Origin of the sequence: Streptococcus sp. HMSC072C09, from assembly GCF_001813105.1 — a bacterium.
Taxonomy (GTDB): domain Bacteria; phylum Bacillota; class Bacilli; order Lactobacillales; family Streptococcaceae; genus Streptococcus.
This window is the reverse complement of record NZ_KV811503.1, coordinates 113,690-138,068: the sequence shown is the minus strand read 5'-3', so window position 1 is coordinate 138,068 and position 24,379 is coordinate 113,690. Positions and strand designations below refer to the sequence as shown.

The following is a 24,379-nucleotide window of genomic DNA, read 5'->3' as shown; positions in this document are numbered from 1 at the left end:
TGTATGATAGAATTATGTTCGAAAGGAGAATAGAATTCATGAACAGTAAAAAGTTCCAATGGACAGTCACTTCCCTACTTTCAGCAGCATCACTTTTCATTTCTGGTATTGCTACAGTGAATGCTGAAACTTACGAAGTGAAGTCTGGAGATACTCTATCAAAAATTGCACTAGAAAATAACACTTCAGTAGAAAATATTATTGCATCTAACAATCTGACCAATGAAGATTTGATCTATGCAGGACAAATTATTGAGTTAGGTGAGCGTTCAAAATCTATGATTGATAAAGTTGCTCCACAAGAGCAAGCAAAACCTGCTGAAAGTGCAACTACAGCAACTGCACAAACTGCTCAAAAACAAACAACTTATGCAGCAAATGCTGCAGTGACTTCTGCACAATCAACAAATGGTGGAATTGTTCTATCAAATGGGAATACTGCTGGAGAACAAGGATCTTATGCAGCTGCTCGTATGGCTGAAATGACTGGTGTACCTGCTTCTACTTGGGAAGCAATTATTGCCCGTGAATCAAATGGTCAAGTAAATGCAGCAAATGCTTCTGGTGCCAGTGGTTTGTTCCAAACAATGCCAGGTTGGGGTTCAACTGCAACAGTTGATGATCAAATCCAGGCTGCATACAATGCATATAGCTCACAAGGTTTATCAGCTTGGGGTTATTAAAAAAATAGGTTTACAACTTGTAAACCTATTTTTTTAATGTCTCAAGAATGTCAAGTGGAGAGTGACAAATAAAATCTGGTGAGTAAAGAAGTAGCTCTTCAAGATCTCCAAATCCCCAAGTGACGGCCATGGTTTTTATGCCAACTGTTTGACCTCCAATGAGGTCAAATTTTGTGTCTCCAATAATCACTGTCTCCTCTTTTGGAAGGTCATTGCTTGACAAGGCGTATCGAATGACATCGGCTTTGTGGATACGATCTGAATTTGATCCATAAATTCCTTTAAAGTATTTATCGATACCTAAATCTTGACACATCTGTAAAGCAACTGGTTCATGTTTTGAAGTAGTTACATAAAGAGGAATGTTTTCGTCTTGTAATGCTTTCAAAGCTTCTACTATCTGAGGAAACAGAGTTGATTTGTATTGACCTTTTTCATGATAATACTGGCGATAGATCATCACTGCTTGATCTACCAAAGTTTCAGGAAGGGTAGCTTCAAAACTAGAAATCAAAGGTGGTCCCATAAAACTACGGATAGTTTTGAGATCGGGTTGAGGAACCTTCAAAGTATCGAATGTATGTTGAAAGCTCTCTGTAATTCCCTTGGAACTGTCAACTAATGTTCCATCTAAATCAAAAAATAAGGCTTGCATGTTATTCTCCAAATATCTCTTTTTGTAATCTACGTCCGGTTGGTGTTGCTGCCAATCCTCCTTCAGCTGTTTCTCTAAAGGCAGTCGGAAGACTAGATCCAACTTGGTACATGGCGTCAATCACTTCATCAACAGGTATTTTTGATTCAATACCTGCTAAGGCCATATCAGCAGCAATGAAGGCATAGCTAGCTCCCATTGCGTTCCGTTTAACACATGGAACTTCCACGAGTCCTGCTACTGGATCACAAATGAGCCCAAGCATGTTTTTGATGACAAAACAGACTGCTTGACTCGCTTGATAAGGAGTTCCCCCAGCAGCTAGTGTCAATGCTGCTGCACTCATAGCTGAAGCAGAACCAACTTCTGCTTGACAACCACCTTCTGCACCTGAAATAGAAGCATTATTTGCGATCACTAAACCAAAAGCTCCAGCTGTCAGTAGAAAATCTAATTGTTGCTGACGGTTTAACCCTAATTTTTGAGTTGCTGCAGTGAGAACTGCGGGGAGGCAGCCAGCAGATCCTGCAGTGGGTGTTGCGCAGACCAGTCCCATCTTAGCATTGTGTTCGTTGACAGCAATAGCATTCTTCGCTGCGGTTAGGACGGTCAAGTCAGATAACGTTTTTCCTGATTTGATATAGCGATCTAATTTTGCGGCATCCCCACCGGTTAACCCACTACGAGAGTGGTTTTCATTTAACCCTAACTTTACAGAATCAATCATCACTTCTAAATTACGGGTCATTAATCGTAGGACTTCTTCTCGTTCACGACCGGTTAGTTCAAATTCAGTTGCAATCATTAACTCTGCGACGTTTCCTTCGTATTGTGTGCTTGCTTGTTCTACGAGGTCTACAATTGAATAAAACATATGAACTCCTTATTTGAAAAAGTTGACATTATGAAGATGAGGAATTTTACGGATATCTTCGATCGCTGCTTCACAACTTCTTGAGTCAACTTCTATAATCATAATCGCTTTTTCTCCAGCTTTTTCCCGTGTTACATTCATTTGTGCAATGTTAATATCATAGCGAGAAAGAGCTTCTGTCACATGAGCGATCATTCCAGGGACGTCCTGGTGAACAATGATAATGGTTGGAGTATTCATATTTAGCGAGATGGCAAAGCCATTTAACTCAGTAACCTGTATGTTCCCACCACCAATTGAGATTCCAGTGACAGAAATCGTTTTATGATCATTTTTAACAGTAATAGTCGTTGTATTTGGGTGAGGAGCATTGCTTTCTTTTTGAATAGACCAAACAATCCGAATGCCTCGTTCATGTGCAATTTTTAGACTATCTGGGATTCTAGGATCATCTGTGTCCATTCCTAAGATGCCCGCTACTAAGGCTAAATCTGTTCCATGACCACGATAGGTTTTGGCGAAGGAATTAAATAATTGGAACTCAACTTCTTTTGGTTCCTCTCCAAAGATAGAAGAAACAATTTTACCAATTCGAACAGCACCTGCAGTGTGACTACTGGATGGGCCGATCATCACAGGTCCAATAATATCAAAAACTGATTGGAATTTTAAAGAGTTCATGCTCTGCTCCTTTGTGATCACTTTACTTCATTATATCAGATATGGCTGATGATTTCTTCTATTTTTCCCGAAATATCTGAGAAATCTTAAAGGGGGCTTAAAGCATTTATATTATCCTGGATTTTTAGTATTTCTAACATCTGACTGAAATATTTGACACATTATTTCAATAAATATGAAATATTTCTTGTGTAGTATAGAGGTATACCAATAAAGGAGTACATAATAATGAATAAAAAACAAATGATGAAACGAATTATTGGACTTAGTTTACTTGCAGGACTTTTCCTTCCAATTGTAGCGAATGCAGATTCTTATACTGTAAAATCAGGTGATACTTTATCAGCTATTGCTAAAGAGAAGAACACAACGGTTGATGCGATTGCTAAGAAAAATAAGATTAGTAACGTGAATCTCATCTCAGTTGGTCAAGTTCTTGAGATTGAAGATGCAAATACAACGCAGAAAACTACGGAGCAAGCTCCTGCTAGTAAAGCTGATACTACACAAGCAACAACTACTGTCTCTGCTTCAGATGGTTTGAATGCGGAAGATGCAGCTGCTAAGGAATGGATTGCCCAAAAAGAGTCAAGTGGTAGTTATACAGCACAAAATGGCCAATATTATGGTCGTTACCAATTGACTATCACTTATTTGAATGGTGATTTATCACCTGCAAACCAAGAAAAAGTAGCCAATCAATATGTTGTCAACCGTTATGGATCATGGTCAGCAGCTAAAAATTTCTGGTTGGCAAATGGCTGGTATTAAATTCGTTTAAAAAGAGTTCTTGATGAACTGCACCCCAAAAGTTAGACAGAAAAAATCTAACTTTTGGGGTGTTTTTATTATGAAATTAACTTATAAAGATAAAGTTCAGATCTATGAACTTAGAAAACAAGGGCGAAGTTTCAAAGAGCTTTCAAATAGATTTGGGATAAAAATTCCCAATCTTAAGTACATGATTAAATTGATTGATCGTTATGGTATAGAGTTCGTCAAAAAGGGGAGGAATCGTTATTATTCTCCTAAATTAAAACGAGAAATCATTGATAAAGTTCTGATTGAAGGTCGTTCACAAATAAGGGTGTCTCTAGATTATGCTCTTCCAAGTGTTGGAATGTTGCCTAATTGGATAGCACAATATAAGAAAAACGGGTATACTATTGTTGAGAAAACAAGAGGGAGACCATCTAAAATGGGACGTAAACCAAAGAAAAAGCCAGAAGAGATGACAGAGTTAGAACGTCTTCAAGCAGAAAACGAGTACCTGAGAGCGGAGAATGCCATTCTAAAAAAGTTGAGAGAATTCCGATTGAAGGAAGAAAAAGAGCAAGAAGAAAAACAGAAATTGTTCAAGGATTAGTAACGGAGTTTCCTTTAGATGTCCTTCTAAACATTATCATGCTTGCTCGTTCAACCTATTATTACCACTTAAAGCAGCTAAATCAAGTAGATAAAGATCCAGTTATCAAAGTGGAAATACAAGCAATTTATAATGAACATAAGGGGAATTACGGTTATCGTCGAATGACTCTAGAATTGAGAAATCGTGGTTATGTAGTCAATCATAAGAAGGTCCAACGTCTGATGAAGGTCCTTAGTTTAAGTGCTCGAATTCGTCGTAAACGGAAGTATTCTTCATACCAAGGAGAAGTTGGCAAGAAAGCAGACAACCTTATTCAGCGCCAGTTTGAAGCGTCCAAGCCAATGCAAAAGTGCTATACAGATGTGACAGAATTTGCCATTCCAGCAAGTACTCAAAAGCTTTATTTGTCTCCAGTTTTAGATGGCTTTAACAGCGAAATTATCGCTTATAAACTTTCTACTTCACCGAATTTAGAACAAGTGAAAGCTATGTTAGATCAGGCTTTCGGTGAGGAACATTACGAGAATACCATTCTTCATAGTGATCAAGGATGGCAATATCAACACGATTTTTATCACAGGTTTTTAGAGAGTAAGGGAATTCAGCCATCTATGTCACGTAAAGGGAATAGCCCAGATAACGGCATGATGGAATCCTTCTTTGGCATTTTGAAATCGGAAATGTTTTATGGTTACGAGAATACATTTAAGTCGCTTAACCAATTGGAACAAGCTATTGTAGACTATATCGATTACTACAACAACAAACGCATTAAGGTAAAACTAAAAGGACTTAGTCCTGTACAATACAGAACTAAATCCTTTGGATAAATTAATTGTCTAACTTTTTGGGGTCAGTACATTGAATAGGACTCTTTTTAAATTTACAGACTTGTAAACCCATCGATCCTGATCAACAAAAAGAATAGTAAGATGCTTGTTTTCTAATATAAAGCGTGTTAAAATGGTAACTGCTCAAAACGACCTTCAATCGTTGAAGCAAACCACGACCTTCAATCGTGAGAAACGAAAAGATGGGAGAAATCTATGAGTGATAACTCGAAAACACGTGTTGTTGTTGGTATGAGTGGTGGTGTGGATTCATCTGTAACAGCTTTATTATTAAAGCAACAGGGTTACGATGTCATCGGTATCTTCATGAAAAACTGGGACGACACAGACGAAAATGGCGTATGTACAGCTACAGAAGATTACAAAGATGTAGCAGCGGTTGCAGACCAAATTGGCATTCCTTACTATTCTGTCAACTTTGAGAAAGAATACTGGGATCGTGTCTTTGAATATTTCCTTGCCGAATACCGAGCTGGTCGAACACCAAATCCGGATGTCATGTGTAATAAGGAAATCAAATTTAAGGCCTTTTTAGATTATGCTATGACACTCGGTGCAGATTATGTAGCGACAGGGCACTATGCGCGTGTGGCGCGTGATGAAGATGGCATTGTTCATATGTTACGCGGCGTTGACAACGGGAAGGACCAAACTTATTTCTTAAGCCAGCTGTCACAAGAACAACTTCAAAAAACCATGTTCCCATTGGGACATTTGGAAAAGCCAGAGGTTCGTCGTCTAGCTGAAGAAGCTGGATTAGCAACAGCTAAAAAGAAAGACTCAACTGGGATTTGCTTTATCGGAGAAAAGAATTTCAAAGAATTTCTAGGGAACTACCTTCCTGCCCAACCAGGTCGAATGATGACCATCGATGGACGAGATATGGGTGAACATGCTGGTTTGATGTATTACACAATCGGTCAACGGGGTGGACTTGGAATTGGTGGTCAACAAGGTGGAGACAATGCTCCATGGTTTGTAGTTGGGAAAGACCTCAGTCAAAATATTCTTTATGTCGGTCAAGGTTTCTATCATGAAGCATTGATGTCAACAAGTTTACAGGCTAGTCAAGTTCACTTTACACGAGATATGCCAGAAGAGTTTACATTAGAGTGTACAGCTAAGTTCCGCTATCGTCAGCCTGACTCAAAGGTGACTGTACACGTTAAAGGTGACAAGGCAGAAGTGATTTTCGCAGAACCTCAACGAGCCATTACACCAGGACAAGCTGTTGTCTTTTACGACGGTGAAGAGTGTCTAGGCGGTGGCTTGATTGACAATGCTTATCGGGATGGAAAAGTTTGTCAGTATATTTAATTGACAAATTTTCTCAATTTGCTACAATAATAAAAGCAATAGAAATGATGGTCAAAGCTCATGGATGTTGCAGGCTTTTTTGTCCTGCACTTCTCAGAGTTTTGACTATTTTTTTGTGATTTCGAAAGGAAGTAAAATGAGGCGACAGGATTTTCGAACGAAAATAGGTTCTACTGTTTTTGGTGTGAGGGCGACTGCTTTGATTGTAAAAGATAATCGCTTGTTCGTCATAGAAGATGAGGACGGCTGTTATACAATCGGAGGTGCTATTCAAGTCAATGAAACTACAGAAGATGCTGTAGTTCGGGAAGTCAAAGAGGAACTTGGTGTCACATCTACAGCAGGTCCGTTAGCTTTCGTGGTTGAAAATCACTTTGAACAAGCTGGAATCCACTACCATAACATTGAATTTCATTATTTGGTGGACTTACTGGAAGATGCACCTTTGGTCATGCAGGAAGATACAAAGCAATTACCTTGCCGTTGGATTGCTTTAGATGATTTACACACTGTTGACCTGAAACCGGCTTTTTTAAAATCAGCCCTACCAGACTGGGACGGAAAATTACGACACATCCATCTTGAGAAATAGGAGAAATAGAATGAATTATAACTTTATAGAAGAATACGATATCATTGTAATCGGTGCGGGGCATGCGGGAGTAGAAGCCTCTCTAGCTGCTAGCCGTATGGGTTGTAAGGTCTTACTTGCGACTATTAACATTGAAATGCTGGCTTTTATGCCTTGTAATCCCTCTATTGGTGGTTCTGCTAAGGGGATTGTCGTGCGTGAAGTCGATGCCCTCGGTGGAGAAATGGCGAAGAATATCGACAAGACCTACATCCAAATGAAAATGCTCAATACTGGTAAAGGTCCTGCGGTTCGTGCACTTCGGGCTCAAGCAGACAAAGAACTTTACTCAAAAGAAATGCGGAAAACGGTTGAAAACCAAGAAAATTTAACCCTTCGCCAAACCATGATTGATGAGATTTTGGTGGAGAATGGTAAGGTTGTTGGTGTAAGGACTGCGACTCACCAAGAATATGGCGCAAAGGCTGTTATTGTCACTACTGGGACAGCTTTACGCGGAGAAATTATCATTGGAGACCTCAAGTATTCGTCAGGACCTAATCATAGTCTAGCTTCTATCAATTTGGCCGATAATCTCAAACAGCTAGGATTAGAAATTGGACGTTTCAAAACAGGCACGCCACCTCGTGTAAAGGCATCGTCAATTAATTATGACGAAACGGAAATTCAACCTGGAGATGAAGCTCCAAATCATTTTTCTTATACATCGCGTGATGAAGATTATGTAAAGGATCAGGTTCCTTGTTGGTTGACTTATACGAATGGGCATAGCCATGAAATTATCCAGAATAATTTACACCGGGCACCTATGTTTACAGGGGTTGTAAAGGGAGTAGGTCCTCGCTATTGTCCATCCATTGAGGATAAAATTGTCCGTTTTGCTGACAAAGAGCGTCATCAACTATTCTTAGAACCTGAGGGACGAAATACAGAAGAAGTCTATGTTCAAGGGCTGTCAACGAGTTTACCAGAGGATGTTCAACGGGATCTCGTCCATTCTATTAAGGGGCTTGAGAAGGCAGAAATGATGCGAACGGGTTATGCGATTGAGTATGATATGGTTTTGCCTCATCAATTGCGCGCAACTTTAGAAACCAAGAAAATTTCAGGTCTCTTTACAGCTGGCCAAACCAATGGAACGTCTGGCTATGAGGAAGCTGCTGGTCAAGGAATTATTGCAGGGATCAATGCGGCTCTAAAAATCCAAGGAAAACCAGAACTCATTTTGAAACGCAGTGATGGTTATATTGGGGTCATGATCGATGATTTGGTAACAAAGGGAACGATCGAACCGTATCGTTTGTTAACAAGCCGTGCAGAATACCGTCTGATTTTGCGTCATGATAATGCCGATATGCGCTTGACAGAAATGGGACGAGCAATTGGATTGGTAGATGATGAACGTTGGCAACGTTTCGAAACCAAGAAGTATCAGTTTGAAAACGAGATGAAGCGTTTAGATAGTATTAAGTTAAAGCCTGTAAAGGAAACCAATGAAAAGATTGCTGCAATGGGCTTTAAACCATTGACAGATGCTGTCACTGCTAAAGAATTCTTGCGACGACCAGAAGTCTCTTACCAAGATGTGGTAGAATTTATCGGTCCTGCAGCTGAAGAACTGGATGATAAAATCATTGAATTGATTGAAACTGAAATTAAATACGAAGGCTATATCTCAAAAGCAATGGACCAAGTCGAAAAAATGAAGCGTATGGAAGAAAAACGAATTCCTGCGAATATTGACTGGGATGATATTGACTCTATTGCAACCGAAGCGCGTCAAAAATTTAAATTAATTAATCCAGAAACGATTGGTCAAGCAAGTCGTATCTCAGGTGTCAATCCAGCGGATATCTCTATTTTAATGGTTTACTTGGAAGGTAAATCTCGGAGTATCTCCAAAAACAAAGCAAACCACTAATCAAATGGGGCTGAGATGATGTTTCAGCCTCAATTTTATGGATTGAAATCTGTTGTTACTATTTACACAGTTGTAAACCTTGTTTACAAAGTAGTGAAGCCGAGGAAGAGCTTTTACAGGTCGATCTTCTCTGTAATATAGAGAGAAACCTCGCTTTTTACCTCTATTTATGGTATAATTCCGAGAAGAGGTTTATGATGAAAAAATTTCGTTTATCGTTCATCCATTATGTGTTAATTGGTTTTATTTCATTTGCAATTTTAGCAATTTTTTTAAGAATCTTTGGCAAAGGCTATGTAACTCTCATTGCAATTTTTTTAGTCTTAGCTGGATTGATTGCTTTATTTGAATACCAGTTACAAATTTCAGAGTTAGATGAATTAGAACAAATACAATATGTTAACCATCAGGCAGAAAGCGGATTAGCATCCCTCCTTGATAAAATGCCTGTTGGAGTTATCAAGATTAATGAAGAATCAAATGAAGTAGAGTGGTTCAACCCTTATGCTGAATTGATTTTTTCAACAGATGATGGAGACTTTGATGTTGAATCCTTGAAAAAGTTACTCAATACTCTGTTTGAGGATAAAGGTCATTATGTCACTGTAGCCGATAAGAAATATTCTGTTTACTTTGATCAGACGTCTAGTGTTGTTTACTTTTTTGATGTTTCAAGTGAGTATGAAGCAACTGTGGGATTGGTGACAACTCGTCCCGTTATCGGTATTATTTCTGTTGATAACTATGATGATCTAGAAGATGTCATTTCAGACTCTGATATTAGCAATATCAATAGTTTTATTGCCAACTTTGTAGAAGAGTTTACAGCTCATTACCATATGTTTTACAGACGTGTGGGGATGGATCGTTTCTATTTGTTTACAGACTACACGGTCTTAGAACAGTTGATGGAATCAAAATTTTCTGTCATCGATCAATTCCGTGAAGAAGCTAAAAATCGTGAGCTACCTATTACCTTAAGTATGGGATTCTCGTATGGTGACGGGGAGCATGATGAGATTGGTAAAGTGGCTCTCTTGAACCTAAACCTTGCGGAAGTTCGTGGTGGGGATCAAGCAGTAGTCAAAGAAAACGATGAACAGAAAAACCCTATTTTCTTTGGTGGTGGAACAGCTTCTGCTGTGAAGCGGACGCGGACTCGCACACGCGCTATGATGACAGCTATTTCGGATAAGATTAAATCCGTTGATCAAGTTTTCATTGTTGGGCATAGAAACTTGGATATGGACGCTTTAGGAGCGTCTGTGGGAATGCAGTTTTTCTCTAGCAATATTTTGGCTTCCTCTTATGTGGTCTATGACCCGCATGCAATGGCTAGTGATATTTCAAGAGCAATTGCGAAACTAGAAGAAGAGCAGGTAACGAAAATCCTTCCCCTAGAGGAAGCCATGCAAATGGTGACGGATCGCTCTTTGTTAATTATGGTTGACCATTCTAAGACAGCCTTGACCCTTTCTAAAGAATTTTATCAGGAATTCCAACAGATTATTGTCATTGACCATCATCGTCGGGATGATGATTTCCCTGAAAATGTTCTGATCACCTATATTGAAAGTGGAGCAAGTAGTGCGAGCGAATTGGTTAGTGAACTTATTCAGTTCCAGAAGTCGAAGAAAAATCGGTTAACGAAGATTCAAGCTAGTGTCTTGATGGCTGGAATTATGCTGGATACTAAGAACTTCTCCGCACGTGTTACGAGTCGGACCTTTGATGTGGCGAGTTACCTTCGTTCAAGAGGTAGTGATAGTGTAACCATCCAGGAGATCTCTGCGATTCAGTTTGATGAGTACCGCGAAGTGAACGAACTGATCTTGACTGGTGAAAAGATTTTGCCGCATATCATCGTAGCTTGTGCCAATACGACTAAAGCCTATGATTCAGTAACTATTAGTAAAGCAGCTGATAGTATGCTAGCCATGTCTGAGGTGGAAGCAACCTTTGTCATTGCTTGTAATCAAAGTGGAACTGTCTCGATTTCTGCACGAAGTCGAAGCAAAGTCAATGTACAGCGTATCATGGAACAGCTTGGCGGAGGAGGTCATTTCAACTCGGCGGCTTCTCAAATTGAGGGTCAAGATTTAATGAGTATTCGTCAACAACTGATTGAGACTATTGAAAACGAAGTAACTATTGAAAAGGAGAATGTAGAATGAAAGTTATTTTCTTAGCGGATGTAAAAGGTAAAGGTAAAAAGGGCGAAATTAAAGAAGTGCCTACTGGTTATGCACAAAACTTTTTGATCAAAAAAAATCTTGCGAAAGAAGCCAATGCCCAAGCAATCGGTGAGCTTCGTGGAAAACAAAAGTCAGAAGAAAAAGCGCATGCTGAATTGTTAGCGGAAGCGCAAAAGATTAAAGCAAAATTAGAAGAAGAAGCAACTGTTGTTCAATTCACTGAAAAAATTGGGCCAGATGGCCGTACTTTCGGCTCTATTACTAATAAAAAGATTGCAGAAGAGCTTGAGAAACAATTTGGCATTAAAATTGATAAACGTCATATCCAAGTTTCCTCTCCAATTCGTTCAACAGGTTTGATTGACATCCCTGTAAAAATTTATCAAGATGTTACAGGTGTGATTAATATTCGTGTAAATGAAGGGTAAACACGATCGATAGAAAGGTTTTTTTATGGCTGAGATAGAGGAATTACGAACACAACCTCAGGATATCCAAGCGGAGCAATCAGTGTTGGGAGCCATCTTTATTGATGAGGGGAAATTGGTCTTTGTTCGTGAATATATCGAGCCTGGCGATTTCTTTAAGTACTCGCACCGTTTGATTTTTAAAGCCATGATCGATCTAGCTGACCGCGGGGATGCGATTGATGCGACGACTGTTCGAAATATTTTAGATAGTCAGGGGGATCTCCAAAATATTGGCGGTCTCTCCTATTTGGTAGAAGTCATTAATTCGGTACCAACTTCAGCTAACGCGGAGTATTACGCGAAGATTGTTGCCGAAAAAGCTGTCTTACGTCGATTGATCTCTCGATTAACGGAAAGTATTAATCAAGCTTATGATGGTGCAAGTCCTTCAGATGAAATCATTGCGGGTGCTGAAAAAGCTCTGATTGATGTTAGTGAAAACGCAAATCGTAGTGGATTTAAAAATATTCGAGACATCTTGAATATAAATTTTGGTAGCTTAGAAGCCCGTTCGCTTCAAACCTCTGATATCACGGGTATTGCGACAGGCTATCGCGATTTGGACCATATGACGACGGGGCTACATGAGGAAGAATTGATTATTTTAGCGGCTCGTCCTGCGGTAGGGAAAACAGCCTTTGCTCTAAATATTGCTCAAAATATCGGGACAAAGTTGGATAAGACAGTGGCTATTTTCTCATTAGAAATGGGTGCTGAAAGTTTGGTAGACCGGATGCTAGCTGCTGAAGGCTTGATTGAATCCCATTCGATTCGTACAGGTCAATTGACGGATGAAGAGTGGCGGAAATATGCCATTGCTCAAGGAAATTTGGCCAATGCGAGTATTTACATCGATGATACCCCAGGAATTCGGATCACTGAGATTCGTTCGAGAGCAAGAAAATTGGCGCAGGAAACAGGGAATCTCGGTCTTATCCTGATTGACTATCTGCAACTGATTACAGGGACTGGAAGAGAAAACCGTCAACAGGAAGTTTCAGAAATTTCTCGTCAGTTAAAAATTTTGGCGAAGGAACTAAAAGTTCCCGTCATTGCTTTGAGTCAGCTATCACGTGGTGTGGAACAGCGCCAAGACAAACGTCCTGTTCTTTCTGATATTCGTGAATCTGGATCGATTGAGCAGGATGCGGATATTGTTGCTTTCTTGTACCGTGATGATTATTATGATCGAGCTGGTGAAGAGGAAGAAGATGGAATGCCCAATAATACGGTTGAAGTGATTATCGAGAAAAACCGTTCAGGTGCGCGTGGGACAGTCGAATTAATATTCCAAAAGGAATACAATAAATTCTCAAGTATTTCAAAGAGAGAGGATCAATAAGATGAGTGATGCATTTACAGATGTTGCAAAAATGAAAAAAATTAAAGAAGAGATCAAGGCCCATGAAGGACAAGTGGTTGAAATGACGCTTGAAAATGGACGGAAACGTCAAAAAAATAAATTTGGACGCTTGATTGAGGTCTATCCTTCTTTATTTATTATCGAGTATACGAACGACAATAGCTTACCAGGTGAACCAGCTAATACATACGTGGAGTCTTACACCTATTCAGATATTTTAACAGAGAAGAATTTAATTCGTTATTTGGATTAATTTCTTGCTTTTATCGTCTAAATCAGTTATTATAATAAATACATATGGGAGTCTGTGTACAGTCTGAGAGGAAGTGTAAGCTTCGACCGCACCTGATCTGGGTAATGCCAGCGTAGGAAACAAATGAAATGTATTTTTCGTTATGAGTGACCTTGTGCAATCCGTCTCCTATTTTGGAGGCGTTTTTTATTTGTGAGAAAGGGGGTTACGATGTCTCTTGTAAAAAGATATTCAAAACAGTTGATAGGATTTGCAGGTTTTAGCAGCCTTCTTGTCTTATGGCAGTTAGCAGGTTTTTTAAATATTCTCCCCAAATTTGTATTACCAACGCCACTTGAAATTGGAAATGCCTTTGTACGAGATCGAGCTCTCCTGATTCATCACAGTTTGTCTACCCTTCAAGTGGCCTTGATCGGACTTGTTATAGGGGTTCTTCTTGCTGCTGGCTTTGCGATTCTCATGGATAGTTTTCAATGGGTGAATGATCTGGTCTATCCTTTTATGGTTGTTATTCAAACCATTCCGACGATTGCCTTGGCCCCTATCCTGGTTCTTTGGTTTGGTTATGGTATGCTTCCAAAACTGGTTTTGATCATTATTACGGTGGTATTTCCCATCGTAGTCAGTCTGTTAGATGGTTTTCGGCATTGCGATCAAGATATTCTGAGATTGTTTCAGATTATGAAAGCCAATCGCTTTCAGACTTTAGTCCATTATAAAATTCCTGCAGCGCTTCCTTATTTTTTTGCAGGTTTACGTGTGAGCGTTTCCTATGCCTTTATCAGTACGGTCGTTTCAGAATGGTTAGGAGGTTTTGATGGATTGGGGGTCTATATGATCCAATCGAAGAAGTTATTTCAGTATGATACGATGTTTGCGATCATTGTATTGATTTCTGCTATTAGTTTACTCGGTATGTTTCTCGTTGACCAATTAGAACGAACCATTCTAAAATGGAAAAAGGATTGACAAACTTGTAAATGGTGTAAAAATTAAATTGACAAAAATGTAAAAGAGGTATAGCTAATGAAAAAGTCAATAGGTTTATTTTTCTCAATAATATTGGGATTTGTTTTTTTAAGTGCTTGTCAAAATTCTGTCAAGCAATCGTCAAGTGGTTTGAAAAAGATTGATTTTATTCTAGATTGGACCCCGAATACCAATCATACGGGTCTCTATGTAGCAAAGGAAAAAGGGTATTTTAAAGATGCAGGACTGGATGTAGATATAAAACTTCCGCCGGAAGACAGTAGTTCTGATTTGATTATTAATGGGAAAGCTCCATTTGGTATTTATTTCCAAGATTCTATGGCCAAGAAATTGGATAAAGGTGCGGGGATTACCGCTGTTGCAGCTATCGTCGAACACAATACGTCAGGGATTATTTCAAGAAAAGATGCAGCGATCACAAGTCCAAAAGATTTGGTTGGTAAGAAGTATGGTACCTGGAATGATCCGATTGAGTTGGAAATGATCAAATCGATGATGAAAAAAGAGGGGGCTGATTTTAATCAAGTAAAATTGGTTCCAAATAGTGATTCAAATTCCATTACTCCGATTGAAAATAAGGTCTTTGATGCTGCTTGGATTTATCACGGTTGGGATGGAATTTTGGCTGAGCAAAAGGGAATGAAGACCAATTTCTTCTATATGAAAGATTTTGTTCCTGCATTTGACTACTATTCGCCTGTTATTATTGCTAACAATGACTATTTGAAGTCTCATAAAGAGGAAGCAAAGAAATTCATTCAAGCGGTGAAAAAAGGCTACCAATATGCTATAGAGCATCCAGAAGAAGCAGCAGATATCTTGATTAAACAGGCCCCTGCTTTGGCTAACCAGCGTGATTTTGTACTCGCTTCTCAAAAATATCTTTCCAGTCAATATGCTTCAGACAAGGATAAATGGGGGCAGTTTGACTCCAAGCGTTGGAATGCTTTTTATGCTTGGGCAAAAGAGCAAGGATTGGTTTCAAATGACTTAGAAGACAAAGGTTTTACAAATGAATTGGTAGGTGACTGATATTTTAACCGTAAAAGATGTAAGTTTCTCTTTTGGAGATAAAGCAGTTTTAAACAATGTATCACTAGTAGTGCAAAAAGGAGAAATCGTCTCTATTCTAGGTCCAAGTGGGGTAGGGAAATCAACCTTGTTTAATTTAATTGCTGGGATCTTTCCCTTACAAAAGGGCGCTATAGAAGTAGATGATGCCCCGATCTCCTTTGGAAAAGTCAGCTATATGCTACAAAATGATCTTTTGTTGGAACATAAGACAGTATTGGGAAATATTATTCTTCCCCTTCAATTAAAAAAGATTCCTAAGGAAGAGGCAACATCTACAGCTCTAAAATTGTTAGATGAATTTAAATTGGGAAGTATTGCCAACCTTTATCCCAATGCCCTGAGTGGGGGGATGCGGCAACGGGTGGCGCTATTGAGAACCTATCTTCTGGGTCATTCTGTCTTCCTATTAGATGAAGCTTTTAGTGCCTTAGATGAATTGACAAGGCAGGATCTTTATCACTGGTATCTAGACAGTAAGGAACGTCTTGGTCTCACCACTCTAGTGATCACTCATAGTATCGAAGAAGCTTTGACATTGAGTGACCGGATCTATATCTTAAATCATAATCCCGGTGAAATTATTGCAGATCTTCCTTTAAAATGGGATCCAGCAACGGATAGAGACTGGCAACAATTGCAATATAAAAAACGAATCATAGAATTATTGTCTGAATTTCATTGAAATTGTTTTGAAGGACTTTACAAAGTTTCTATTCCGTGATAAAATAGAATTTGTGCGAAATGACAGCAGGACAAAATGAAGCTCGTCAACAGGAAGTCAGCTAGAAAAGTAACCTTTGCTGTTTGGGCGAAGGCTTTCTGAACGAATCAGGTTTGTCTAAAACGTTATTTCCTACAAAAATTATTTTTATAGGAGGACATTTCAAATGTCACGTTATACAGGACCATCTTGGAAACAATCTCGCCGTCTTGGCTTGTCACTTACAGGTACAGGTAAAGAATTGGCACGTCGTAACTACGTACCAGGTCAACATGGACCAAACAACCGTTCAAAATTGTCAGAATACGGTTTGCAATTAGCTGAAAAACAAAAACTTCGTTTCTCTTACGGACTTGGTGAAAAACAATTCCGTAACTTGTTCGTACAAGCTACTAAAGTTAAAGAAGGAACTGTCGGTTTCAACTTCATGCTTCTTTTGGAACGTCGTTTGGATAACGTTGTTTACCGTCTTGGACTTGCGACTACTCGTCGTCAAGCTCGTCAATTCGTTAACCACGGTCACATCCTTGTTGACGGAAAACGCGTTGATATCCCTTCATACCGTGTAACTCCAGGTCAAGTGATCTCAGTTCGCGAAAAATCAGCTAAAGTTCCAGCTATCCTTGAAGCTGTTGAAGCTACAGTTGGACGTCCAGCATTTGTATCATTCGATGCTGACAAACTTGAAGGTTCATTGACTCGCCTTCCAGAACGCGATGAAATCAACCCAGAAATCAACGAAGCACTTGTCGTTGAATTCTACAACAAAATGCTTTAATTTTAAGATATACCTTACAGAAAGCCTACAACAGTGGGCTTTTTGTTTTGTCTTAAAGGGTTGATTTCTGGCTTTGTTCAGTTACAAATTTTCTAAAACTGTTTCATTAAATGAGACAGTTTTTTGTTTTCTTAAAACCTAAACCTGCTAATAAAAAAACTCCTGATCTAGATCGATCAGGAGAGACTGTTACCGTAACATTTTCATTAAAAATTCAGCCATTTGTTGAGGACTTTCTTTTTTTCCGCGCGAAACCCACATCTGACAGACTCCGAAGAAGGCATTGGTCAGATAGACAGAACTGTAGACTCTTTCAATATCTGTTAATGATTTATGACTATAGCGCTCTTGCAAACTATCAACCAGAAGAATCTGTAATTTATGTCGTAAGAAGGTTTGGATCTCTTTGGTTCCATTCTCTGTCAGAAGAACTGCAAAGAGTGGCTCCTTGGTTAGGAATTCGAACACTTCTGTAATCGCTTGGCGCTTGTCGTCTTGGTGTTTGTCAAAGATATATTCAAGCTTGTGAAAGAGTGCTTGTTGGTAGCGCTCGATCATATCGTACTTGTCTCGATAGTGGGTATAAAAGCTAGAGCGACTAATGCCGGATTCTTGTGCTAACTCAACCGTTGTGATTTGGTCGAATGATTCCTTTTCTAGTAGTCGAACCATCGCCTCCTCGATATTTCGTTTTGTTTTTAATCGTTTATTGCTCTCAGTCATCTGTTAATCCTTTTTGCACAAAATTATACACAGCGTCTAAAAATAAAGATTTCCTACTTGTGAAAATTTCTAGAAACTGTATAATCTATTATATCAGAAATTTAGACAATGTGTATAAAAAGGAGACAAAAAATATGATGAAAGAATGGAAGGCTATTCTTAAAAAGCCAACATTTATCATTGTCATGATTGGAGTTGCTTTGATTCCAGCTCTTTATAATATTATTTTTCTATCTTCCATGTGGGATCCATATGGCCAAGTTTCGGATCTTCCTGTAGCGGTTGTCAATAAGGATCAATCTGCTACATATAATGGACAAAAGATGGAAATAGGAAAAGACATGGTGTCCAATTTGAAGGACAATGACTCACTTGATTTTCATTTTGTAGATGAGAAAGCTGCGAAAGATGGTCTTAAAAATGGCGATTATTATATGATTGTAACCCTGCCTGAGGATCTTTCAAAGAAAGCTAGCTCCATCTTAACCAATCATCCGGAACAGATGACCATTGATTACCAAACATCCAGTGGTCATAGTTTTATCGCAGGGAAAATGAGCGACACTGCGATGACAAAGATGAAGCAGTCAGTGGCCGAAAAAGTGACCAATACGTATACAACAGCTTTATTTTCCAAAATGGGATCGCTTAAATCTGGTATGGGGACAGCGGCAGATGGAAGTGCTAAATTAGCAGATGGTGCAAGTAAATTGGAAGATGGTGGTCAAACACTGTCTACTAATTTGAATACATTGGCTCGTTCAAGCTTAGCATTTTCAGATGGTGCGACTACTCTTCGTACGGGTCTAGCAGCCTATACAGATGGTGTTGGTCAATTAGGAAATGGTCTCAATCAAATGGCTGGTCAACTTCCAAACTTGGTATCTGGCGTCAATCAATTAAATAATGGGTTTGGTACTTTTAATACAGGCTTGATGGCTTACGCTACCGGAGTGGATCGATTAGGAAATGGTCTCAATCAAATGGCGAGTCAAACCCCTCAGTTAGCTTCAGGAGTTGGTCAATTAACCAGTGGTATGGGGACCCTCAATGATGGTCTTGGGAATTATACCAATGGCGTGCGTCAATTGAATTCAGGTCTATCTAACTTTTCAAATGGTTTAGCAACCTATACAAATGGAGTCGCTACTTTATCAGAAGGAGCGGGTCAATTAAGTAGTCAATCTGCTACCCTTCGAAATGGGGTTTCACAATTAGAATCAGGTATTCAAACATTATCAAGCCAGCTACAAGCTTCTACAAGTCAATCTGCTCAGATTGATCAATTGGCAGCTGGTTTAAACCAATTAAATACAGCGATTCAAAATGCTTCAGTAGATACCAGTCAACTTTCGTCTGGATTGACGAGTATTGCGAATTCAACCCAAGCAATCCTTGCTTCAGCCCAAGCGGATCGTGCAAATGCCCTTGCAAGTGTTCAAGGGACAGCAGCCTATCAAGCAATGACAGCTGACCAACAAGCGGAAATCAATGCAGCGATCTCATCGAGCCCAAGCTCGAGTGAAACGGCGGCTCAAGGAATCTTGACTACGATTCAAACGATCCAAGGTAGTTTGAATACAGGAAATAGCTTGACACAACTGCAAACGGCAGCCAATCAAGTTTTACCGACAGCTTCTTCTACCTTGACAGACCTGTCAAGTGGCTTATCTAAGATCCAATCCGCAGTTAGTGGACAATTGTTGCCAGCTAGTCAAACCATCAGTCAGGGGATCGGCGCTTATACAGCTGGTGTCGATAAAATCGCTAATGGAGCAACCCAACTTCAGACGAATAGCAGTACTTTAACAAATGGGGCTAGTCAGTTAGCAGCAGGTGTTGGTCAACTAGATAGTAAATCATCAGAATTACTTGCAGGAAGCAATCAATTGGCTTCTGGTCTAGGTGAGTTAAATGGGAAGATGCCTGCCTTGACATCAGGTATGAATCAACTGGCTTCAGGAGCGACCCAATTAACAGGTAAGTCAGGTGAATTGGTTGCCGGTGCTGGAAAATTAGCAGACGGTGTAGGACAATTGAACAGCAAAACTCCAGAGTTGGCAGGTGGTGTCAACAAACTTGTCACTGGTGTCAATCAGTTGACAGAAAAATCAGGTCAATTGGTGACTGGTGCTGATAAACTAGCCGACGGTGCAAATCAAATCTCAGATGGGTCCAGCAAATTAGCAGCAGGTGGCCAAACATTGACAAATGGTTTAGGTGAATTAGCAACAGGAAGCCAAACCTTGAGTCAAGGATTAAACGATGCTAAGGGACAATTGAATGTGGCTACAACTGAAAAAGAAAACGCTAAAACCTTAGCAGATCCTGTCACGACCTCTAAAACAGACCATGATAATGTTCCTGTGAATGGTGTTGGGATGGCTCCTTATATGATCTCAGTAGCACTCTTTGTTTGTGCCTTGTCAACCAATATGATCTTTGCAAAATTGCCATCCGGTCGCCACCCTGAAAGTCGCTGGGCATGGTTTAAATCTCGCTTTGAGGTCAACGGAACGATTGCGGTGATTGCAGGAGTCTTGGTCTATGGTGCCGTTCACTTGATTGGTTTATCAGCCAATCATGAAATGGCTACGCTCTTCCTTTGTGTGATTGGTAGTGTATCTTTCATGTCTATCGTGACAGCTTTAACGACATGGCAAAGTAAAGTCGGTGCTTTCCTTTCCTTGATCCTCTTGCTCTTGCAATTGGCTTCTAGTGCAGGAACCTATCCTCTTGCTTTGACAAATGGATTTTTCCAAGCCATTCATCCATTCTTGCCAATGAGCTATACCGTTTCTGGTCTTCGTCAAACGATTTCGATGACAGGAGAAATTGGAAATCAAGTGGCCTTCCTTCTGATGACTATTGTTCTTTTTGCAGGCCTCGGAATGTGGTTCTATAATCCAAAAAAATATGAAGAGGACTAATCTTCAAGAACTCCCAACAGAATGTGTTGGGAGTTTTTTTGTTTCATGTGAAAAAAGAGACTGGGACAAAAGTCCTAGCCTCTCAATTATTTTTAGGTTGTCGAGCAAGACGCAGTGGTTGAGTGGGCTCTACTACGCTGATTTCATCAGCTTTTACAGCCCTACTCAACTGTGCAGAGGTGGGACGACGAAATCGAATTCTAACGAATTACCGATTTCTGTCCCACTCTCTTATTATTTAAAGAAGACAACATCAGGATTTGGTGTAATATAGAGAAGTTGGTCGTTTTCAAAGACCAGTTGGATAGTGTTGTTTTTATAGGTGTAAATGGTATAGTCTACTCCGAATTTAGACGCTTGTTTGAGATCAACAGCTCCCATCAAAAAGGCATGAGCTTGTTCCCTTGTGATTTTTCCCTCGTGGTAGAGCCCTTTAATATTTTCTAATTCGGTATTTTCAAAAGATTCGGCAATATAAGCAGGGTCTGTTATTTGTTTCTCTGGATTCCCAAGGATTTTTTGGACAAGGGCAGTGGTATACCCTTCATAATCCGGCGTCTGGGCAAAAATAGTATCGTCATTTCTAGAGTAAGCTACTTTTAGGTTCCCTGTTGCATAAATCTTATCTTTTGGAGCTTCTTGAGCATTTCTAGGGAGTCCTTCGGTTGTGACGATGTCAGAAGTGGTTTCCGTAGTAGTTGAGGGAGAGCTAGAGGAGTTGCTTGAGCTATTTGAACTGGTTGAGCGACTCGGGAGGCTAGAACGACTCGAGCTACTTTTTTTAAAGGTTTTCTTTTTTGAGCTGGTAGTAGTGGGTACTTTTTTAAAGTTGATCTTAAGGTCCGGCATACAGGCTGATAGAAAAAGAAGAGACAGCAACAGTGTGAAGAAAAGAGGGAGTGTTTGTTTTTTCATCATGTTCCTTTCGATAAGCTGATTGATTTTCTATTCTATCATAAAAAGGGTAACAAAAAAAGGTCAGGAAGAAATCCTGCCTTTATTTGTTATTATGGATGCCCACCTCCAGGTCCACCGCCTTGAGGTCCGCCACCACCTGGAGCCCCACCGCCTCCAGGCATGGAGTTGACAATTTCCGTTTGTTTTTCACCGTTGATATAGATGTCTCCGCCAGTGTAGGTAGCAGTACCATCAAAGTCGAATCCAGATTGTCCCGTTAATTTAATGGTTCCTCCGGTAACAGTGATATTTCCATTCGAATCAATTGGATCGGTATCACCTTGGCCAACTTCAACGTTGAGGGTTCCACCATTCATAGTGAAGAAAATTTCATCTTGGTTAGCATTGGCATTGGCCGCATTGACACCGTCATCGGTTGCATAGATGGTGATATCTCCACCGTTGATGGTGATCGATTTTCCTTCTAGACCTTCGACAGAATCGGTTACCTTGTAGGTTCCGCTATCGATGATCAGATCACCAGAAGCATGGATTCCATCGTCTCCTGCGGTGATGGTCATTTTGTTGTCTGAAAGATACATGGTTCCGACCGAAGTATCTTCATCATTATCCACCTTGACTGCATCTTCATCTGCATCGATGGTCATGGTCGTACCAGTGATATTGAGTTCGTCATTGACGTTGAAGGCATCTCCTACAGCCGTGATCTTATAGGTTCCACCTGTGATATGGAGAGTGTCATTAGCCTTGATACCATTGTTCTTCTTGGCATCAATGTTGAGCGTACCTGAACCATTGATAGTGAGGTCGCCTTTAGAGAAGATCACTGCATCGGCATCTTCATCATTATTTGAACTTGAATCAGACAAGGTATTGATCGTGCCATCTGCTAGGGTAAGGTAGACATGACCTGCTTTCGTAGCAGAAATTAGCGCGTTGGTGTTGGTCATGGTAACGCCTTTCAAGACGATGTGACATCGTCTGAGTCACCTGCTTCGACTTTGATTTGAACCCTATCGGATTCACCAGAGATGACATAAGTTCCGGCCTTCGAGATGGTCACAGTTGATCCAGAAACGGCTACGCCATCCCCTGAAACAGTTGCAGACGAACCAGATAGTTTGACAGTAGATGCTTTACTTTCATCATATGAGGTATCTGAATCTTTTTCGGTAAAATAGTCAGATTGCTTGGTTTCAGTCGTTTTCTTTGAGACACTAGAAGCAGTTGTTGTTGCGCTTGTTGTAGCTGATTGTGATGACGCCTGAGTACAAGCTGTCAGTAAGGCGAGGGTTGCGGCCCCCGTTAATAAAAATTTCCATTTGTTTGATTTCATGAGCTTTTCCTCTCGTTCAATTGATATGCTCCTAGTCTAAAGTTGCTAGCTGAAAGTTTCCTAAAGTTTTTCTGAAAGGAACCTTAACTTTAGTTTTCTTTAAGTTTGGCTTAATGACCAGTTAAGAAAGTCCTATTAAACTAGAAAGCACGTAAGTCGTATTCATACTTACTGAAGGTTAGAAACAATAGATCCCCCTTAAAGGAGTAGAAACATGAAAAAAACAATTGAGACAAGTTTTAAACGAATCGAAACAAAATATATCGTCGCAAAAGATGACGTAAAAGACTTGATCAAAGACTTAAAAGAATACGTCATAGAAGATGATTACCCAACTTCAACTATTTCAAATATTTATTTTGATACGGAAAACTTTGAGGTCATTCAAGATGCTCTTGCCAAACAACACCGCCGTGAAAAAATTCGGATGCGGACTTATATAGAAACACCTCAAGCAGACAGTCCAGTATTTCTAGAAGTGAAGTCAAAAGATGAAGAAGGAATTGGCCATAAATTCCGTCTAGTCGCTACTTCACAAGCCATTATCAACTTGATGACAGATGGGACAGTAGATCATCAGGTACAAGATCCAGACTTAGTGCAAGAGATTCAGAGATTGCGTAAACGCTATGGTCATCGATTGGAACCACGGATGTTCATTTACTATGATCGCTTGTCTCTCAAAGAAAAGAAATCCATTCAGGGTTATCCTTATCAGAAAATTCGCGTGACAATCGATCAAAACTTAGTCTTTCGTGATCAAGCTGTTAGTCTTTTTCATGGGAAGAAAGGAGAACCTTTGTTAGAGGATGACTTCGTGATCATGGAAATTAAGGCTCCCGGACAAGAACCTCAATGGTTAAAGGATATTTTAGAGAAGTATGGTTTGGTCAAGCAGAAATTTTCAAAATATAGCTGAGCTTATCATAAATCACAAGGATTGGATTATGCCCCAAGACCAGTGGAAGAAACGGTAGGTGCTGCCTATGTCTAATCTATTTGATTCTATTTTTAATAATGCCACAGCAACGGTGGATCCCTTGCGCTTACTGCTGGCCCTTTTGGTCAGCCTCTTTCTAGGAATAGCCCTATCTTGGACCTATAAATACCGGACACTGTACACTCGAGAGTTTGTCATTAGTTTGACCTTGCTTCCTTCTATGATGACCTTAGTGATTTTTTTGGTCAATGGAAGTTTGGGAACCTCGATTGCAGTGGCAGGGACCTTTAGTTTGATCCGTTTTCGTTCGGCTACGAGTGGTTCTAGAGAGTTGATTGCCATTTTCTTAGCTATGATTATAGGACTGGCAGCTGGATCTGGCTATCTTTTATTGGCCATTTTAACAACCCTCTCTTTACTAGGAGTGTGGCTGGTATTGGAGAACAAACAGAGTAAGGCAGACCATCAACGGCGCCGCCATTTGACTATTACCGTCTCAAAACAAGATTCTGTTGCAGAACAAATCAGCCAGTTGTTGGACCAAAGTTGTTCAGAAATTGACTTTATTTCTGTCACAACGGCCCAAGCTGGAGAACAACTGACCTTGAACTATGAAGTAAATATGAAATCGAACATCGATGATTTTGGCCTTGCTAATCTATTGATTAGCGAGATTGAAAATTGTGATGTCGCTCTGACAAAGAAAGCGAAGAAAAGAAAGAATTTATAACTGCTATCCTACTTT

General features: G+C 39.8%; 21 protein-coding genes, 2 pseudogenes and 1 riboswitch. Of the genes and pseudogenes, 17 read left to right on the top strand and 6 right to left on the bottom strand.

The features are described from left to right. Window positions 1-38 precede the first annotated feature (38 nt). Window positions 39-683 carry a LysM peptidoglycan-binding domain-containing protein gene (locus HMPREF2893_RS09230; protein ID WP_021154150.1) on the top strand — a complete coding sequence of 215 codons (645 nt, stop codon included), beginning with the start codon at window positions 39-41 and terminating at the stop codon, window positions 681-683. A gap of 25 nt (window positions 684-708) precedes the next feature. Here the strand turns inward: HMPREF2893_RS09230 and HMPREF2893_RS09225 are convergent, their stop codons facing one another. From HMPREF2893_RS09225 to sdaAB, 3 genes are read right to left on the bottom strand one after another with little or no spacing between them, the layout of a single operon-like run. Next, the gene (locus tag HMPREF2893_RS09225) at window positions 709-1,338 is read right to left on the bottom strand and encodes an HAD hydrolase-like protein (protein ID WP_049522615.1); all 630 of its coding nucleotides are present in this window, start codon (window positions 1,336-1,338) and stop codon (window positions 709-711) included. 1 nt (window position 1,339) lies between these two features. After that, window positions 1,340-2,212: an L-serine ammonia-lyase, iron-sulfur-dependent, subunit alpha gene (sdaAA, locus tag HMPREF2893_RS09220; RefSeq protein ID WP_003002222.1), complete on the bottom strand. Its 873-nt coding sequence runs from the start codon at window positions 2,210-2,212 to the stop codon at window positions 1,340-1,342. Between the two features lie 9 nt (window positions 2,213-2,221). Continuing rightward, window positions 2,222-2,893, bottom strand: coding sequence for an L-serine ammonia-lyase, iron-sulfur-dependent subunit beta (gene sdaAB, locus HMPREF2893_RS09215; protein ID WP_003002135.1), 672 nt, complete (start codon window positions 2,891-2,893; stop codon window positions 2,222-2,224). 228 nt (window positions 2,894-3,121) lie between these two features. Here sdaAB and HMPREF2893_RS09210 point away from each other — a divergent pair, with 228 nt between their 5' ends. The 13 genes from HMPREF2893_RS09210 to rpsD all read left to right on the top strand — a co-directional run bounded on the left by HMPREF2893_RS09210 (window position 3,122) and on the right by rpsD (window position 16,787). Then, the gene (locus tag HMPREF2893_RS09210) at window positions 3,122-3,664 is read left to right on the top strand and encodes an aggregation-promoting factor (protein WP_070594287.1); all 543 of its coding nucleotides are present in this window, start codon (window positions 3,122-3,124) and stop codon (window positions 3,662-3,664) included. Between the two features lie 79 nt (window positions 3,665-3,743). Then, window positions 3,744-5,092 (top strand): IS3 family transposase gene (locus HMPREF2893_RS10715; RefSeq protein ID WP_148131934.1). Its coding sequence is split into 2 segments (ribosomal slippage): window positions 3,744-4,176 and window positions 4,176-5,092, totalling 1,350 coding nucleotides; the frame shifts between segments, so codons are not numbered across the junction. 216 nt (window positions 5,093-5,308) lie between these two features. Then, complete coding sequence (mnmA, locus tag HMPREF2893_RS09195; RefSeq protein ID WP_023919979.1) at window positions 5,309-6,430, top strand: tRNA 2-thiouridine(34) synthase MnmA; 1,122 nt, start codon at window positions 5,309-5,311, stop codon at window positions 6,428-6,430. A gap of 136 nt (window positions 6,431-6,566) precedes the next feature. Next, a complete protein-coding gene (locus HMPREF2893_RS09190) occupies window positions 6,567-7,022 on the top strand; it encodes an NUDIX hydrolase (protein ID WP_070675875.1) in 456 nt (151 codons plus the stop codon). 10 nt (window positions 7,023-7,032) lie between these two features. After that, complete coding sequence (mnmG, locus tag HMPREF2893_RS09185; RefSeq protein WP_070675873.1) at window positions 7,033-8,943, top strand: tRNA uridine-5-carboxymethylaminomethyl(34) synthesis enzyme MnmG; 1,911 nt, start codon at window positions 7,033-7,035, stop codon at window positions 8,941-8,943. Between the two features lie 194 nt (window positions 8,944-9,137). Next, entirely contained in the window at window positions 9,138-11,117 is a 1,980-nt protein-coding gene (locus tag HMPREF2893_RS09180) for a DHH family phosphoesterase (protein WP_042760252.1), read from the top strand. After that, entirely contained in the window at window positions 11,114-11,566 is a 453-nt protein-coding gene (rplI, locus tag HMPREF2893_RS09175) for a 50S ribosomal protein L9 (protein ID WP_024056479.1), read from the top strand. The genes HMPREF2893_RS09180 and rplI overlap by 4 nt, the downstream gene beginning before the upstream one ends. Before the next feature lie 25 nt (window positions 11,567-11,591). Then, the gene (dnaB, locus tag HMPREF2893_RS09170) at window positions 11,592-12,950 is read left to right on the top strand and encodes a replicative DNA helicase (RefSeq protein WP_014714093.1); all 1,359 of its coding nucleotides are present in this window, start codon (window positions 11,592-11,594) and stop codon (window positions 12,948-12,950) included. Between the two features lies 1 nt (window position 12,951). Then, entirely contained in the window at window positions 12,952-13,224 is a 273-nt protein-coding gene (locus HMPREF2893_RS09165) for a Veg family protein (protein ID WP_003009183.1), read from the top strand. 34 nt (window positions 13,225-13,258) lie between these two features. After that, window positions 13,259-13,360: riboswitch (TPP riboswitch) on the top strand. A 74-nt stretch (window positions 13,361-13,434) separates the two neighbouring features. Continuing rightward, window positions 13,435-14,193, top strand: coding sequence for an ABC transporter permease (locus tag HMPREF2893_RS09160; RefSeq protein ID WP_070675871.1), 759 nt, complete (start codon window positions 13,435-13,437; stop codon window positions 14,191-14,193). 57 nt (window positions 14,194-14,250) lie between these two features. Beyond that, complete coding sequence (locus HMPREF2893_RS09155) at window positions 14,251-15,246, top strand: ABC transporter substrate-binding protein (protein WP_049506426.1); 996 nt, start codon at window positions 14,251-14,253, stop codon at window positions 15,244-15,246. Next, entirely contained in the window at window positions 15,239-15,970 is a 732-nt protein-coding gene (locus HMPREF2893_RS09150; RefSeq protein ID WP_070675869.1) for an ABC transporter ATP-binding protein, read from the top strand. The genes HMPREF2893_RS09155 and HMPREF2893_RS09150 overlap by 8 nt, the downstream gene beginning before the upstream one ends. Window positions 15,971-16,175: 205 nt before the next feature. Continuing rightward, window positions 16,176-16,787 (top strand): 30S ribosomal protein S4, encoded by a 612-nt coding sequence (gene rpsD, locus HMPREF2893_RS09145; protein WP_003002210.1) that lies wholly within the window; start codon window positions 16,176-16,178, stop codon window positions 16,785-16,787. 189 nt (window positions 16,788-16,976) lie between these two features. On the opposite strand, the gene HMPREF2893_RS09140 is transcribed toward rpsD, so the two are convergent. Then, window positions 16,977-17,510 carry a TetR/AcrR family transcriptional regulator gene (locus tag HMPREF2893_RS09140; protein WP_003001962.1) on the bottom strand — a complete coding sequence of 178 codons (534 nt, stop codon included), beginning with the start codon at window positions 17,508-17,510 and terminating at the stop codon, window positions 16,977-16,979. A gap of 134 nt (window positions 17,511-17,644) precedes the next feature. Between HMPREF2893_RS09140 and HMPREF2893_RS09135 the strand changes: the two genes are divergently transcribed. Further along, on the top strand, window positions 17,645-20,440 hold the full coding sequence (locus tag HMPREF2893_RS09135) for a YhgE/Pip domain-containing protein (protein WP_070675867.1): 2,796 nt from the start codon (window positions 17,645-17,647) through the stop codon (window positions 20,438-20,440). 234 nt (window positions 20,441-20,674) lie between these two features. Here HMPREF2893_RS09135 and HMPREF2893_RS09130 read toward each other — a convergent pair whose 3' ends face one another. Both HMPREF2893_RS09130 and HMPREF2893_RS09125 read right to left on the bottom strand, forming a co-directional pair. Continuing rightward, window positions 20,675-21,358 carry a DUF4947 domain-containing protein gene (locus tag HMPREF2893_RS09130; RefSeq protein ID WP_083312260.1) on the bottom strand — a complete coding sequence of 228 codons (684 nt, stop codon included), beginning with the start codon at window positions 21,356-21,358 and terminating at the stop codon, window positions 20,675-20,677. 89 nt (window positions 21,359-21,447) lie between these two features. Further along, window positions 21,448-22,694 (bottom strand): annotated as a pseudogene (locus HMPREF2893_RS09125) (carbohydrate-binding domain-containing protein). A gap of 214 nt (window positions 22,695-22,908) precedes the next feature. Here HMPREF2893_RS09125 and HMPREF2893_RS09120 point away from each other — a divergent pair. Both HMPREF2893_RS09120 and HMPREF2893_RS09115 read left to right on the top strand, forming a co-directional pair. Next, a pseudogene (locus HMPREF2893_RS09120) lies at window positions 22,909-23,688 on the top strand (polyphosphate polymerase domain-containing protein). Then, on the top strand, window positions 23,681-24,364 hold the full coding sequence (locus HMPREF2893_RS09115) for a DUF4956 domain-containing protein (RefSeq protein WP_049485999.1): 684 nt from the start codon (window positions 23,681-23,683) through the stop codon (window positions 24,362-24,364). Before HMPREF2893_RS09120 ends, HMPREF2893_RS09115 begins: the two are co-directional and overlap by 8 nt. Window positions 24,365-24,379: the final 15 nt, after the last annotated feature.